Consider the following 14,610-nt stretch of genomic DNA (forward strand, 5'->3'; position numbering starts at 1 on the left):
GAATGGACGACGACGGCGCCCTCCGCCTCCCAGCCAACCTGCCGGGTCACCACGATGTTGGTCCGCTCCGAGAACGGCCGGTATCGGGGCGGGATGGAGTCCCACGTCTTGCGCCCCATCACCACGGGGTGGCCCTTCGTCAACACCGCGAAATGGGCAAGGTCCTCGGGAACGTGCCACGGCATGCCACCGTGATCCCCGATGACGCCGTCTTTCGATTGCGCCCAGATCAGCCCCACGCTGCTCATACGGCGACCGGGGCCTTGATCGCGGGATGCGGGTTGTACTCGAGGATCTCGAAGTCCGAGAATTCGTAGTCGAAAATGCTTGCCGGCCTGCGATTGATCTTCAGCTTCGGGTAGCTCCGCGCATCCCGGCTCAGCTGCGCCCGGACCTGCTCGAAATGATTGCTGTAGATATGGCAATCGCCGCCGGTCCAGATGAATTCGCCCGGCTCGAGGCCGAGCTGCTCGGCCATCATGCACGTCAGCAGGGAATAGGACGCGATGTTGAAGGGCACGCCGAGGAACATATCGGCGCTTCGCTGGTACAGCTGGCACGAGAGCTTCCCGGGCGCACCGTCGTGCCCTGGTTCCACATAGAACTGGAAGAACGCGTGGCAGGGCGGAAGCGCCATCTTCGACACCTCGGCAACATTCCAGGCCGAGACGATGTGCCGCCGCGAATCCGGATTGCTCCGCAGTGATTCCATGACCTGCGAGATCTGGTCGATGTGCTGCCCGTCCGGCGTGGGCCACGAGCGCCACTGCACGCCATAGACAGGACCAAGTTCGCCGTCCCGGTCCGCCCATTCGTCCCAGATGCTCACGCCCTGGTCCTGCAGCCAATTCACATTCGAGTCGCCCCGGAGAAACCACAGCAATTCGACGGCCACGGATTTGAAATGGACCCGCTTGGTGGTGATCAGGGGAAAGCCGTCGGCCAGATCAAAACGGATCTGCCGGCCGAACACGCTTCGCGTGCCGGTGCCCGTGCGGTCAGGCTTATAGGTCCCGTGCTTGAAGACATCACTGAGCAGGTCTTCGTACGGAGTCGGGATTGGCATAGGCCTAGCCTAGCCTCGCTAGTCGTCGAAGGGTTTCAGCTGCTCTGCCGCGATGATCCGCGCCGGGCCATCGACCGCCACATGGAAGACGAGCATCTCGCCCGGGGCCAAGTAGGGATCTTCTGCCGGGAGTTCGCTCTCCACCCCGGGCTCGCAGCGGGCGGCGAATTCGGCCAGGAGCGTCGGAAGCACCGGCCGGTGAGTGCAGATCACGGCGCTCTTCCGCTTGTCGAAGAGTGCCGGGACGATCGCCGCCGCCTTTTCCGGGCGTCTCGAATGCGAGGCCTCGGTGAGCTTCTCGTTGACCCTCACCTTGACCTCGCCGCGGGCAGTGGAGAGGTAGGGGCGCACAGTGTCGACGCAGCGCCGCCAAGGGCTCGTCACCACGCGCTCCGGCCGCCACACCATGAGCAGGCGTCCGACGGCGGCCGCTTGGCGAACACCGGACGCCGCCAAGGTGCGGTCTCCCTCCGCTTTGGTCCACGAGGCGCGGGGCTTCGCCTTCGCATGCCGCAGGAGGATGATCGGGCGCGTGTCGAGCTCGCCCCGACGGTGGGCTTCGGCAAGCCAGCGGAGCGGAAGGACGTCCGTGGGGTTGGACAGGAGGGTTGCGGCTTCTTCGACGTCGCACCAATGCGTCGTGTCGACCTCGGAGCCGTCAGGGCGGACGACGGCGGACTTGGGCACCTTGAGCGCCCAGTAATGGACGAGCTTGAGACCTGCCGCGACCCGATAGCTCGTGGCAGGGAGTGGGATGCCCAGGCGGCCCTCGACGCCGACCTCCTCGCGGACCTCGCGGACCGCGCATTCGGGCATCGTCTCGCCGCGATCGAGCTTCCCCTTCGGCCACGACCAGTCGTCGTAGCGCGGACGGTGGATCAGGAGCACCTCAAGGACGCCTTGCCGGATCCTCCACGGAATCGCTCCGGCGGCATAGACCGCGACAGCTTCTCCGGACTGTTCCGCGAGGTCGTCGTCGAGACGGGGTTGATCCGCCATCGTCACCGCATGGTCGCGGTTCGCTGGCGCGTCCGCGAGGCCAGGAGCCAGGACTGGATGTCCTGAAGAGGCCGCCCTTCGGCATCGAGGTGGTGCCGAGTCCACGTACCGGTCTCGTCGAGGTGCCAACTCGACGTACTGTTGTCGAGGTAGCGGTCCAACAACGAGATGAGGTCGTTGATGTCCTCTCGGTTCCGCAGCTGGACGAGCGCCTCGACGCGCCGATCCAGATTCCGGTGCATCATGTCCGCCGAACCGATGTAGACCACCGGGCTCCCGCCGTTCGCAAACGCGAACACCCGGGAATGCTCGAGGAAGCGCCCGAGGATCGAGCGCACCGTGATGTTGTCGCTCAGGCCCGGGACGCCGGGCCGCAGCGAGCAGATCCCGCGGACGATGATGTCCACCTTCACCCCGGCCTGCGAGGCGCGATAGAGGGAATCGATGATGGCCTCGTCCACCATCGAGTTGACCTTGATGATCACGCGGGCCCGTAGCCCCGCGCGGGCATTCTTGATCTCCGTCTCGATCCGGTCGATGAGCCCCGAGCGCACCGAGCGCGGGGCGACGAGGAGTCGTTTGAACGTCGACTTGGGGGCGTAGCCCGAGAGCTGGTTGAACAGCTTCGAGAGGTCCTCGCCGACCTGCTCGTCGCACGTGAGGAGGCCGAGGTCTTCGTAGTAGCGGGCAGTGCGGGGGTGGTAGTTGCCCGTTCCGATGTGGCAGTAGCGGCGCAGGCCGTCGTTCTCCTGGCGCACCACGAGGGAGAGCTTGCAGTGGGTTTTGAGTCCGACGATGCCGTACACCACGTGCACGCCGGCCTCCTCGAGCTTGCGCGCCCACGAGATGTTCGCCTGCTCGTCGAATCGCGCCTTGATCTCCACGAGCGCGAGGACCTGCTTGCCGGCCTCGGCCGCGTCGATGAGGGCGTCGACGATGGGAGAGTCACCCGAGGTCCTGTACAGCGTCTGCTTGATGGCCTGGACCTTGGGATCCGCCGCAGCCTGCTCGAGGAACGCCTGGACAGACGTCGAGAACGAGTCGTAGGGGTGATGGAGGAGGATGTCCCGGCGGCGCATCGCGGCGAAGACATTCGCGGCCTTTGCGGTCTCGGACTCATTGAGGAAGCGCGACGTATGGGCAAGATGCTTCGGGTAGTGCAGCTCCGGCCGGTCGATGCTGCTGATCACCGAGAGGCCGCGCAGGTCCAGCGGCCCCGGAAGCGAGTACACCTCGGGCTCGTCGACCCCGAGCTCCCGCACGAGCAGCGCGCGGATGTTCGGGTTGATGTCCGTGGTCACCTCGAGGCGTACCGGCGGGCCGAACCGGCGCCGGAGGAGTTCCTTCTCGAGGGCCTGCAGGAGGTTCTCGGCGTCGTCTTCCTCGACCTCGAGGTCCTCGTTGCGCGTGACGCGGAACGTGTGGTGCTCCACGACCTCCATGCCCGGGACCAGCTGGTCGAGGTGCACTGCGATGAGGTCCTCGAGCGGGATGAAGCGGGCAAGCCGGCCGGGGACGTTCCCGGCGCGTGGGCCGTCGACGGAGATGAGCCGGGGGAGCTGGTCGGGCACCTTGAGGCGCGCGAACAGGTCCTTGTCGCTGACCGGGTTGCGCACCACCACCGCGAGGTTGAGCGAGAGCCCCGAGATGTAGGGGAAGGGGTGCGCCGGGTCCACGGCGAGCGGCGTGAGGATCGGGAAGACCTGTTCGGCGAACAGCGAACTCAGCCGCTCGTGCTCGTCGTCCCCGAGGTCCTCCCACGCCACGAGCTGAATGTTCGCCTCGGCCAGCGCGGGCCGGATCTGCTCGTTGAAGACGCGGCAATGGCGCTCTTGGAGCTCATGGGCCTCGACCGAGATCCGGTCGAGGACCTCGTGCGGGCTCAGCCCGGCCGCGGAGGGAACCGCGAGGCCAGTGGCGATGCGCCGCTTGAGCCCGGCCACGCGCACCATGAAGAACTCGTCGAGGTTCGAGGCGAAGATCGAGAGGAAGTTGACGCGCTCGAGGAGGAAGAGGTCGGGGTCTTCCGCGAGTTCGAGGACCCTGGCGTTGAACGCGAGCCAGCTGAGCTCGCGGTCCAGGAAGCGGTCGGGGCCGATCTCGCCCTCGGGAGACGGGCTCGGCGAGAACTGCGGGATGTCGATGCGATCCTCGGTGGCCCGCGAGGCGGGGACCTCGGATGATCCGAAGACAGGGGTGGCACTGCCCTGTCGCGGAGCCGGCCGCGTGGACACGGCGACGGCAAGGTCTGCATTCTGCGGCGCCAGTGCTGCAGGGCTCTGGTTTTGGGCTTCGGTCACTGTTCCTCCGCAGGAGCTCTCAGGTCATCCGGATCCAGCCTACACAGTCGCCGGAGCCGCCGGACCGTAGAGCATATCCTTGTCCCACAGGGTGAAGCCGAGCTTCCGATAGAGCGCGACGGCGGCCTCGTTGTCCGCGTCCGTGTACAGCATCACGGTCTTGAGCCCCTTGCCGTGCAGGTAGTCGATGCCCACCCGGGTGAGCGCGAGCCCCAGCCCCCGGCCCTGCGCCGACGGGACGACGCCGACGACGTACACCTCGCCGACCGCCTTGTGCTCCCCGTGGGCTGGGTGCACCTTCGTCCAGTGGAAGCCGAGGATGCTGTCGTCGTCGTCCACCGCGAGGAAGAACCCCTCCGGATCGAACCACGGCTCGGCCATCCGCGCCTCGAGGTCACTGCGCCGCAGCGCGCCCTGTTCGGGGTGGTGCGCGAACGCCGCGTGGTTCGCTGCCAGCCAGGCCACCTCGTCGAAGCCCGGCTCGAATGTCCGGATCCGGACTCCCTCGGGCAGCGTGGGCGCCGGCCCCTCGGCGTGCCTCACGAGCACCATCTTCCACAGCTCCCGGAGCGGCGTGTAGCCGTAGATCGCTGCGAGCTCGGCCGCGGCCTCATGGTTGCCGTGAGACCACGCCGTCAACTCCAGGCCACCGTCCGACCCGCGGAGCTCCCTGATCGCCTCGATGAGGCGGACGCCGACGCCCTGATTCCGGTACGTCGGGTGCACGGCGAGCTCCACGATGCCCGAGCCATCCGGCTGGAACGCGATCGCGGCCACTCCGGCAAGGTCTTCCGGAGCCGACGAACCCGAGGTGTCATCCAGGGCGTGGACGGCGACGGTGAGGATCTCCTCGGATCGCGTCTCCGGCGAGCGCATGAGAACCGTGGTCTGCTCGGACAGTGAGGGGTTGCCGTCCGATTCCTCGGCGGCCGTCAGGAGGCCTTCGATCTCGGACCACAGGGCGCGGGGAACGCGGCCTTCGACGACCATGGCGGGCCAGTCCTGGGGGTATGCGCTCGTCATGAAGCTAGGCTAGCGGTTTTGCCCGCCCGGACGCGCTTGTGTAAAGTGGGGAACCCGCGGCCGGGCAGGCCGCAACGAGGGGGATCCACCAGTGGGGTGGCCTCGATACGTTCGACCCGTATGTCCTCCACAGAGCATGTTCTCCAGAGAGGTTCTCAGGGAGACAGAGAAGGGCCCCTCATCCACATGGATGCGGGGCCCTTCTTCTGCAGATCCTCGGCAAAGCGCATCCTCAGGCGTCGCTGAGTTCGTCCTCGGTGAGGCGGGTGAGCGTGAGCCGGTAGCCCACATTGCGCACCGTCCCGATGAGGCCCTCGTGGTCGGGGCCGAGCTTGGCGCGCAGTCGCCGGACGTGGACGTCGACCGTGCGCGTGCCCCCGTAGTAGTCGTAGCCCCACACCTCGGTGAGCAGCTGCTGGCGCGTGAAGACCCGGCCCGGATGCTGCGCGAGATACTTCAGGAGCTCGAATTCCTTGAAGGTGAGGTTGAGCGCCTCGCCGTTGACCCTGGCGGTGTAGCTCGCTTCGTCGATCACCACGCCGGCGGCGCGGATCTCCGTCTCGGGCTCCTCGACGTGCGCCGTGCGCGAGATCGCCAGCCGGATGCGGGCCTCGATCTCGGCGGGCCCGGCGGATTCGAGCACGATGTCATCCACGGCCCAGGCGGCGGAGACCGCCGCCATCCCGCCCTCCGTGAGGATGAGCAGAAGGGGAGAGCTGAGCCCGGTGGCCTTGAGGAGCTGAGTCAGGGAACGCGCCCCGACGAGATCTTTCCGTGCGTCGAGGAAGACGACGTCGGCCGGGTCTGCGTCGAGCAGGGCGGTGGGCTCGGCGGGCAGGATGTGAACCTGATGATTCAGAAGTTCGAGGGCAGGAAGGACCTCGACCGAAGAGCCTCGGCTGTTGGTCAGCAGCAGGATGTGCGACATGGGTCCTCCCGAAGAGCAGGCTGCACAGCGTCGGGCAGGTCGTTCTGTTGCGGACGATTATACGGGGACGCCTGTGAAAGGATGACAGGGTGAAGACGTGGATCGGCGGCGCGGCGGCTGCAGGCATCGGCGTTGTAGGAACAGCCGCCCTCGTGGCGTCCAGCCTCGGCGGGCCTTTCGCCCAAGCCGCTGTCGCCGTCGTCCTCTCCATAGCCGCCGGGTTGTGCTGGCCCACATTCCTCGGAATCCCGGCGAAGCGGACCAACGGCATCATCCTCGCGCTCGCGGGCGCCGCCGCCGGCCTCTCTGCCGCCGCCGTCAACGGACCCGAGTACCTCGAGTGGACTCCCGCCGTCGTCGCGGTGGGCATCATCGCAGTCATCGTGGTGCAGCTCCTGCGCGGCACCGGGCAGAGCCACCGCCTCGAGTCCACCCTCGGCGCGAGCGCGGGCGTGCTCCTGTGCAGCCTCGGCGCCGGCTGGATCGCCACGGCCCGGTTCACCGGCATGGGTTCGATGCTGCTCGTGGCGGGCATCAGCACGGCCGTCGCCCTGCTCGTGGGCGCCATCAACTGGCCGGACACGATCGTTGCGCCTCTGGCCATCGTCTTCGCTGGCCTCGCGGCGCCGCTCGCGGCCCTGGTCCTCACCGACATCGCCGTGATTCCTGCCACAGCGACGGGCGCCCTCATCGGAGCGGTCCTGGCCGCGGTGCGCCGTCTGAACCGGACGCGCTCCCGGCCCATGCCCAGAACGGGCCTTGTGGCGCTTGCTCTCGGGCCCGTCCTTGCCGTGGGTTCGCTCGCCTACTTCATCGACAAGCTCCTTATCTATTAGGAGCTACGATGGGCGCTATGTCTGTTCTTGCCTGGGAAATCCTGTTCCTCGTCCTCCTTGTCATTGCCGGCATCTCCATGGCGTGGTTCGCCGTCTACGCCATCCTCGGCCTCTTCCGCGGCCAGCGCTGACGCGGAGCCCGCTGTGCCCATCGAGATCCCCACAGGACTCACTCCCGAACTGGTCCCACTGTCGTGGCTGATCGGCGAGTGGGAAGGGCGCGGGCGTCTCGGCGCGGGGGAAGCCGGCGATGAGCACTTCGGGCAGCACGTCACGTTCGCCCACCACGGCTTCCCCTATCTCGAATACACCGCCGAGAGCTGGCTCTGCGACGAGAACGGGACACGCCTGAGGCCGCTCTCCGTCGAGACGGGATTCTGGCAGCTGGACCGGCCGCTTCAGGACGCGGACGGCGGCCCGGGCCTCTCGCCCGCGGACATCGTCCCCGCCTACAAGTCGGCCGACGAGGTCGAATCCCTCAGGAACACCGACGGCGGGTTCGACATTGTGGTGAGCGTCCTGCATCCGGGCGGGATTTCGGAGCTCTACTACGGGCAGATCAAGGGGCCGCAGATCCACCTGAGCACGGATGCGGTGCTCCGCGGCGCCCACAGCCGTGACTATTCGGCGGCCACCAGGATCTTCGGGCTGGTCAACGGCGACCTGTTCTGGCGCTGGGACGTCGCCTCGGGCGGAAACCCCCTTGCGCCTCACGCCTCGGCGATTCTGCGTCGCGTGGCGCCGCCGGAGAACCACCAGCAGCCCACCGAGTGACGTCGGGACTGACCTGAGTGACTCCCGGACTGAATCGCACCTGTTCGACGTTAAGGCTTCTATGAGCTTCGTTTCCCCCCTCCTCTCCCGCCCTGGGGCGGTCGCAGCGGCCGGCGCCGATTCCGGCGTGGCCGCGCACTACGGCGACCCCATGCGCGAGCAGCGCACCCTCGCGGAAGGCCGTGCCGCCGTCGACCTCTCGTTCCGCGGGGTAGTGACCGTCGCCGGGCCTGACCGCCTCACGTGGCTTACCACGCTCTCGTCCCAGCAGGTCTCGGGGCTCGTGCCGGGGGAGTCGGCCGAGCTGCTCCTGCTGAGCGTCCAAGGGCGGATCGAGTACGACGCACGGATCGTCGACGACGGCGAGCGGGCCTGGCTCCTCGTCGAGGCCGCGGAGGCGGAAGGGCTGGCCGTGTGGCTCGACTCGATGCGGTTCATGCTCCGCGTCGAGGTGGCGAACGTGAGCGAGGCGTGGGGAGTTCTGGGGGCGACCCGGCGACTCGACACCCTTGCGGCCCTTCCCGGTGCTGGCCCCGTGTGGCAGGATCCCTGGCCGCATGTGGCGCGCGGCGGCTACAGCTACGCGGTGGTCCCCGAGGACCGGCATCCGGGTCTTGAGCGCCCATGGTTCGAGCATCTGGTGCCGGCGGACCGGCTCGAGGAGGCCGCGGAACTGCTGGACGCCGACGGGATCGGGCTCGCCGGCTCCATGGCCGCCGACGCGCTGCGCATCGCCGCGTGGCGGCCGCGCGCCGGGTTCGAAACCGATGACAAGGCGATCCCCCACGAGCTCGACCTCCTCCGGACCGCGGTGCATCTCGCCAAGGGCTGCTACAAGGGCCAAGAGACGGTCGCGCGCGTGCACAACCTCGGCCACCCCCCGCGGCGGCTCGTCATGCTCCAGCTGGACGGATCCGCGCACACCCTGCCTGCGACCGGCAGCCCGGTGATGCTCGGGACGGACGACGGCGCCGCGAAGCAAGTCGGGCGGATCACCTCGGCGGCGCTGCACTATGAGATGGGGCCGGTGGCCCTCGCGGTCGTCAAGCGGAACACCGATCCCTCGGCGACCCTTGTGGTGAAGGGCGAGGCGGAGGGCGAAGAGTACGCCGCTGCCCAGGAAACGATTGTCGCGCCAGACGCCGGGCAGGTTGTCCAGCGGCCCGCGGGGCTCCTGCGCCACCCGTGACCGATCAGGGAGAAGCCATGACCGAGACCCAGCCCGAAGCCGGCCGACCGGACGACGACGTCGTCGAGCTCGCGTCCCGCCTCTTCGACGCCGCCCGAGCCGGGGACGAGGCCACGCTGCGCGCCTACCTCGAGGCGGGCGCGCCGTCGTCGCTCGCCAATCAGGCGGGCGATTCGCTCATCATGCTCGCGGCCTACCACGGCCACGCGGGCGTCGTGCGCCTTCTCGGCGAGCACGGCGCCGATGTCCAGGCACCCAACGACCGCGGCCAGACGCCGCTCGCGGGTGCCGTCTTCAAGGGGTACACCGACGTGGTCGACGTGCTCCTCGAACTCGGTGCCGACCCCGACGCCGGCACCCCCTCAGCCCGTCAGGCCGCGCAGATGTTCGGCCGGGACGAGCTGCTCCAACGCTTCAGTCTGTGAGCTTCGTCTCGGATTCCTCGCGGCGGACTCCTGCGGACTGTGCCTGTCCTCAGGAAGTGAGACTCTAGTCCGGTGGAAAAGATAGAACGGCCCTGGGCCGCCCTCTGGTCCTTGGTGATCGGGTTCTTCATGATCCTCATCGACACGACCATCGTGTCGGTCGCGAACCCGGCCATCATGCGCGGGATCGGTGCTGACATCAACGAGGTCATCTGGGTGACCAGCGCCTACCTCCTCGCATATGTGGTGCCACTGCTCATCACGGGGCGCCTCGGCGACCGCTTCGGCCCGAAGAACATGTACCTCACGGGCCTCGTGATCTTCACCCTCGCCTCCCTGTGGTGCGGCCTCTCGGGCAGCATCGCCTCGCTCATCGCTGCCCGCGTGGTGCAGGGGCTCGGGGCAGGCCTTATGACTCCCCAGACGATGGCGGTCATCACCCGCATCTTCCCGCCCGACCGACGCGGCGCCGCCATGAGCATCTGGGGCTCCACTGCGGGTGTCGCCATGCTGGTCGGCCCGATTCTCGGCGGCCTCCTCGTGGACGGCTTCGGCTGGGAGTGGGTGTTCTTCATCAACGTCCCAGTCGGGATCGTGGGCTTCATCCTTGCCTGGCGGCTCGTGCCCACGCTCAAGACCCACGCCCACCGCTTCGACTGGCTCGGCGTTGCCCTCAGCGGCATCGCGATGTTCCTCATCGTGTTCGGAATCCAGGAAGGGCAGACCTATTCCTGGGGCACCATCACGGGGCCGATCAGCGTGTGGGGCCTGATCATTTCCGGCATCGTCGTCATGGTCCTCTTCGTCGTCTGGCAGGCCCTCAACAAGGCCGAGCCGCTCGTGCCGCTCGGACTGTTCCGCGACCGGAACTTCTCGCTTGCGAACCTCGGCATCACCACCGTCGGCTTCACCGTGACGTCGTTCGGGCTGCCCACCATCTTCTACTACCAGCTCGTGCGGGGCATGACTCCTACCCAGTCGGCCCTCATGATGATCCCGATGGCCGTCCTATCCGGCGGTCTCGCCCCGGTGGCCGGGAAGTTCGTAGACCGCGGCCACGCCAAGGTCATGAACATCGGAGGCATGTTCCTCTTCGTCGTGGCACTCTTCCTCTACTACGTGCTCCTCACGCCGGACCAGCCGATCTGGATGCTCCTCATCCCCGGGGCCGTCCTCGGCCTGGCGAACGCCGGAATCTGGGGTCCGCTCGCCACGCTCGCCACGCGCAACCTCCCGCCCCAGCTCGCCGGAGCCGGCTCGGGCATCTACAACACGACACGCCAGATCGGCGGCGTGCTGGGCAGTTCCGCGATCGCGGCCCTCATCGAGGCCCGGCTCGCAGCAGACCTTCCCGCCCGGCCAGGCGGAGGGTCGACGAATGGAAGCGCCCTCGCCGCAGGCCAGCTGCCGTCGTTCCTCCAGAGCGGGTTCTCCACGGCGATGGCCGAGTCGGTCCTCCTTCCCGCCTGTGTGATCGCGCTGGGCTGCCTCGTCGCGTTCTTCTTCGCGAAGATCAAGCAGGCGCCGGCTGGCGCACCGCAGGCCGCCGCCGAACGCCAAGCAGCCGACGACGTCTCGCGGCAGGAGGCGGAGCGCCCTTAGGGTGGGGGCATGACTTCCACCGCTCCGCTGATCACGCTCGCGTCCGGTCATAGCATTCCCCAGATCGGCTTCGGCACGTGGCCGCTTGACGATGCCGAGGTTGCGCACGTCGTCGAGACGGCCTTCGACCTGGGGTACCGGCACGTCGATACGGCCGAGAACTATCGGAACGAGAAGGGCGTCGGCGACGGCATCCGGCGCTCGGGGGTTCCCCGCGAGGACGTCTTCGTCACCACGAAGTTCAACCGCGAATGGCACAGCGTCAAGGGCGTGCGTGAAGCCTGGGAGAACAGCGTGCGTCGGCTCGGGCTCGAGTACCTCGACCTGTTCCTGATCCACTGGCCGAACCCTGATCAGGGCACCTACGTCCAGGCGTGGGAGGGTCTCCTCGAGCTGCGCGACGAGGGGAAGGTCCGCTCAATCGGCGTCTCCAACTTCATTCCGCAGCATCTGGAGGACCTCATCTCCTCGACGGGCGTGGGGCCGGATGTCAACCAGATCCAGCTGAGCCCGTACTGGGTTCAGCATCAGGCCCGGGCCTTCCACGGCGGCCACGCGATCGTGACCGAGTCCTATAGCCCGATCGGTCGGGGCCAGGATCTCCTGTCGGAGCCTGCCGTGGCCGCCGTGGCGGAGGCCCACGGGGTGACGCGGGCGCAAGCGGTGTTGCGCTGGCACACTCAGCAAGGGCTTGTGGCGATCCCCAAGTCGGCTTCGCGCGAGCGCCTGGCAGCGAACCTCGCGGTGTTCGACTTCGACCTCACGCTCGAGGAGATCAAGAGCCTTGACGCCCTCGACGGGACGGGCCCGGCTGCAGCCGATCCCCTGAGCTTCGGCCACTGAGCCGCTGATCCCGTCCATCCCGCCTCATGCGACGAAGGGCGGTCACGGCTGCCTGTCCGTCGCCGCACCACGGGGCAAGGAGGATCAGGTGCGCGAGGTACCACCACGCCACGCCGGGCTGCGGGACGGCGGCCCAGAGGACGGCGCCGGTGACGAAACACGCGAGGGGGCCAGCGAGGGCGACGGCGAGTGCTTCTGCGGGAGCTATCGCGCCACGGGGCTTGAGCGAGAGCCGAAGTGCGCGCGTCTCCACCGAGACGGCCGTGATGCCGCGGCATCGTCTCAGAGCGGCAAAGTGCCCGGATTCATGGACCACGTACGATCCGAGCATCCCGGCTGAGGCATGGAGCATCACGGGGAGCGCGAGCTGAAGCGTCCCCCACGCTCCGTAGGCGAGGCCAAGCCACGCAGCGAGACCGACAAAGAGTGCTGGCGCGGCCAGTACCCACCCGTAACGGAGGGCAAGCGCAAAGCCGAAGCGCAGCGTTGGAATCACTGCGGCTCACTTCAGATCCGGCCTGTTCGCGGCCAAGGCGTCCCGATAGCGGCGGAGCCAGCCGAATATGAGCATCGAAACGAAGACCAACGCCGACAATACTAGCCACAGCGCCACGAAGACGGTCCAGTTCTCCACCCCGAGCTCGAGGGTCATCGAGCCGTCGGAGCGGTCGGCGGCCTGGAAGAACACGCCGCCGAAGAGGCCGACTGCCCGCCTACCGGGCTCCCGTGTCGAGAACATGAGCACGAGGATTGACGCCGTGGCGAGGAGGAGTGTTCCGACGAAACCGGCCAGCACTGCATTAAGCACCTGGAACAGCCGCTTCATGACGTTTCCTCCTCATGATCTGTTTCATGCCGGCCACTGAGTAGACGATTGCGAGGACTTGCGCGCACCCGGCAGCACACCAGAGCCACGGCCCGGGTACTTGGAGCAGGCCCACCATCGCGCCGACCGAGACGAGCGTCCCGATGCAGATGGCGTAGCCGGTGAACACGACGAGCGGGCTGTCGTTCTCCGCGACGAACACGATGGCGATGAGGGTTGTCAGGATGACTCCGCTCACCAGCGCGAGCCCCACCGGGCGGAGCTCGCCAAGCGCGCCCGGGCGCACGGCGGCGAGCAGAAAGATGGGGAGGGCGCAAACGGCCACGACGATCGCCTGTCCACTGAGCATGTGCGCGACCTCCTTGCCCGCGGACCTCCTGTAGCCCGGCATGAGCCGCAATCGGCTTGCCGCCGCGTGCACGTAGACGCCCTGTGAGAGGAGGATGAGCGCCGAGTAGACGAAGGCGGCGCCCCCATCCAGCCAGAGCATGATCGCGCCGACGTAGGCCACACCGACAGCGATCCACCACTCCGAGCGGCGGGTGAGCGCTGCGACGATCGGCCAGAGGGATCGCCCGGCGAACGGCACGGGGACCCGGACGAAGCGACGGGGAAGAGGGAAAGTGCGGGGCGAGGTGCAGGCGGCGAGGACCGTCAGAACCGCAGCCAGGGCCAGAAAGGCCGCCGTAGCCAGAGGCCAGCCCACCCGCTCGCCCAGGAAGGGAAACAGATTCACCAGGTGGAATCCGACGCCGCCCTGCAGATAGTCGCCGGTGATGTCCCGGATGAGGGTCCACGAAGCGCCGTTGTACCAGAGCGTCGCCGCGGCCATGAGGGAGAGAGTCACGGTGTGGACGAGCCGTGATCCTCCGAATGCCTCGAGTGCGAGTGCCACAAGATTGTGCAGGACGGAGAGCAGCAGATACGCACTCACTGCCGTCATGAAGATGCCCGTGAGCATCGCAGGGATCGCGTCGGCTCCGAGCCTGATGAGAGACGCGATCGCAATGGGCAGGAAGAGCACGCCCACACTGAGGCCGACCATCGAGAACTCATACAGCCTGAGGGCCGCCGACCGTTCGCGATGGCTCACGGGAAGGAGCAGCGTGTAGCGCACGAGCTGGTCGGACTTCACGAAGAGGATCTTGACGAAGATGAAGGCGATGAAGGTCCAGAAGACGACCCCGGCCGTGGAGACCTGCATGACGAGGAGCAGTTCGCCCTTCCCGGGAATCATCTCGCGGAAGACGGACGCTGCGACCGCGCTCAGGAGGGTGACCCCCGCGACGGCGCTGAGGCCGAGCAGGCTCCTTGCGAGCCTGCTTCTGAGAACTCCTACCGAAAGCGCCTTGCGTGTGAAGTAGCGGAAGAACAGCTTCGCCACGATGAGGATCCTGGTGATGCTCACGCGAACTCCCCGCAATCCAGGGCCGCTCGGACGGAGTGGCTCAACCTCCCTCCGCCTGCCAGCTCAGCGCCCACCTCGAGACTGGCAAGAAGCCTGCCTGCTCGCAGGACGAGAACACGGTCGGCGACCTCCTCGAGCAGGCTGAAGTCGTGCGAGCAGAGCAGGACACTCTGCCCCCGACCCCTCATGTCATGGAACTCTGCCTTGCACATCTCGACGGCATCGAGATCGATCCCGTTGAGCGTCTCGTCGATGACGGTAAGCCTGCGCTCCAGCAGGAAGGCGCCACTGAGCAGGAGCTTCTTCTGCATTCCATGGGAATAGTCTTCGATCAGATGGTCGCACCGGCCGTCCATGCCGAATTTCGAGAACAGCGCCTCGACGTTCCATT

General features: G+C 67.4%; 15 protein-coding genes and 1 pseudogene. 6 read left to right on the forward strand and 10 right to left on the reverse strand.

Features of this window, described 5'->3' with window-relative positions:
- The 6 genes from ACTHL9_RS13965 to ACTHL9_RS13990 form a co-directional block, all read right to left on the reverse strand.
- A partial coding sequence (locus ACTHL9_RS13965) for a dihydrofolate reductase (RefSeq protein ID WP_440519896.1) occupies positions 1-248 on the reverse strand: 248 nt, incomplete at its 3' end.
- Positions 245-1,066: a thymidylate synthase gene (locus ACTHL9_RS13970; RefSeq protein ID WP_440519897.1), complete on the reverse strand. Its 822-nt coding sequence runs from the start codon at positions 1,064-1,066 to the stop codon at positions 245-247. The genes ACTHL9_RS13965 and ACTHL9_RS13970, both read right to left, overlap by 4 nt.
- 18 nt (positions 1,067-1,084) lie before the next feature.
- On the reverse strand, positions 1,085-2,065 hold the full coding sequence (locus ACTHL9_RS13975; protein ID WP_440519898.1) for an NUDIX hydrolase: 981 nt from the start codon (positions 2,063-2,065) through the stop codon (positions 1,085-1,087).
- A 2-nt stretch (positions 2,066-2,067) separates the two neighbouring features.
- Positions 2,068-4,299, reverse strand: a complete 2,232-nt coding sequence (locus ACTHL9_RS13980; protein ID WP_440519910.1) for an RNA degradosome polyphosphate kinase — start codon at positions 4,297-4,299, stop codon at positions 2,068-2,070.
- A gap of 105 nt (positions 4,300-4,404) precedes the next feature.
- On the reverse strand, positions 4,405-5,388 hold the full coding sequence (gene mshD / locus ACTHL9_RS13985; RefSeq protein WP_440519899.1) for a mycothiol synthase: 984 nt from the start codon (positions 5,386-5,388) through the stop codon (positions 4,405-4,407).
- Positions 5,389-5,620: 232 nt separating this feature from the next.
- Entirely contained in the window at positions 5,621-6,316 is a 696-nt protein-coding gene (locus ACTHL9_RS13990) for a winged helix-turn-helix transcriptional regulator (RefSeq protein WP_440519900.1), read from the reverse strand.
- 89 nt (positions 6,317-6,405) lie between these two features.
- Here ACTHL9_RS13990 and ACTHL9_RS13995 point away from each other — a divergent pair, with 89 nt between their 5' ends.
- The 6 genes from ACTHL9_RS13995 (at position 6,406) to ACTHL9_RS14020 (ending at position 11,985) form a co-directional block, all read left to right on the forward strand.
- Positions 6,406-7,152 (forward strand): permease, encoded by a 747-nt coding sequence (locus ACTHL9_RS13995; RefSeq protein WP_440519901.1) that lies wholly within the window; start codon positions 6,406-6,408, stop codon positions 7,150-7,152.
- Between the two features lie 144 nt (positions 7,153-7,296).
- Positions 7,297-7,926, forward strand: a complete 630-nt coding sequence (locus ACTHL9_RS14000) for an FABP family protein (protein ID WP_440519902.1) — start codon at positions 7,297-7,299, stop codon at positions 7,924-7,926.
- A 61-nt stretch (positions 7,927-7,987) separates the two neighbouring features.
- On the forward strand, positions 7,988-9,115 hold the full coding sequence (gene ygfZ / locus ACTHL9_RS14005; RefSeq protein ID WP_440519903.1) for a CAF17-like 4Fe-4S cluster assembly/insertion protein YgfZ: 1,128 nt from the start codon (positions 7,988-7,990) through the stop codon (positions 9,113-9,115).
- 17 nt (positions 9,116-9,132) lie between these two features.
- Entirely contained in the window at positions 9,133-9,540 is a 408-nt protein-coding gene (locus ACTHL9_RS14010; RefSeq protein WP_440519904.1) for an ankyrin repeat domain-containing protein, read from the forward strand.
- Between the two features lie 72 nt (positions 9,541-9,612).
- Positions 9,613-11,142 (forward strand): DHA2 family efflux MFS transporter permease subunit, encoded by a 1,530-nt coding sequence (locus tag ACTHL9_RS14015; protein WP_440519905.1) that lies wholly within the window; start codon positions 9,613-9,615, stop codon positions 11,140-11,142.
- A 9-nt stretch (positions 11,143-11,151) separates the two neighbouring features.
- Positions 11,152-11,985: an aldo/keto reductase gene (locus ACTHL9_RS14020; protein WP_440519906.1), complete on the forward strand. Its 834-nt coding sequence runs from the start codon at positions 11,152-11,154 to the stop codon at positions 11,983-11,985.
- Here ACTHL9_RS14020 and ACTHL9_RS14025 read toward each other — a convergent pair.
- The 4 genes and pseudogenes from ACTHL9_RS14025 to ACTHL9_RS14040 form a co-directional block, all read right to left on the reverse strand.
- Positions 11,918-12,481: a hypothetical protein gene (locus ACTHL9_RS14025; protein ID WP_440519907.1), complete on the reverse strand. Its 564-nt coding sequence runs from the start codon at positions 12,479-12,481 to the stop codon at positions 11,918-11,920. The genes ACTHL9_RS14020 and ACTHL9_RS14025 overlap by 68 nt on opposite strands.
- 6 nt (positions 12,482-12,487) lie before the next feature.
- Complete coding sequence (locus ACTHL9_RS14030; RefSeq protein WP_440519908.1) at positions 12,488-12,811, reverse strand: hypothetical protein; 324 nt, start codon at positions 12,809-12,811, stop codon at positions 12,488-12,490.
- Entirely contained in the window at positions 12,786-14,219 is a 1,434-nt protein-coding gene (locus tag ACTHL9_RS14035) for a hypothetical protein (protein WP_440519909.1), read from the reverse strand. Before ACTHL9_RS14035 ends, ACTHL9_RS14030 begins: the two co-directional genes overlap by 26 nt.
- Positions 14,216-14,610: pseudogene (locus ACTHL9_RS14040) on the reverse strand (hypothetical protein); the annotation flags it as partial. The gene ACTHL9_RS14035 and the pseudogene ACTHL9_RS14040, both read right to left, overlap by 4 nt.

It is taken from the genome of Sinomonas sp. (assembly GCF_051955515.1).
Taxonomy (GTDB): domain Bacteria; phylum Actinomycetota; class Actinomycetes; order Actinomycetales; family Micrococcaceae; genus Sinomonas.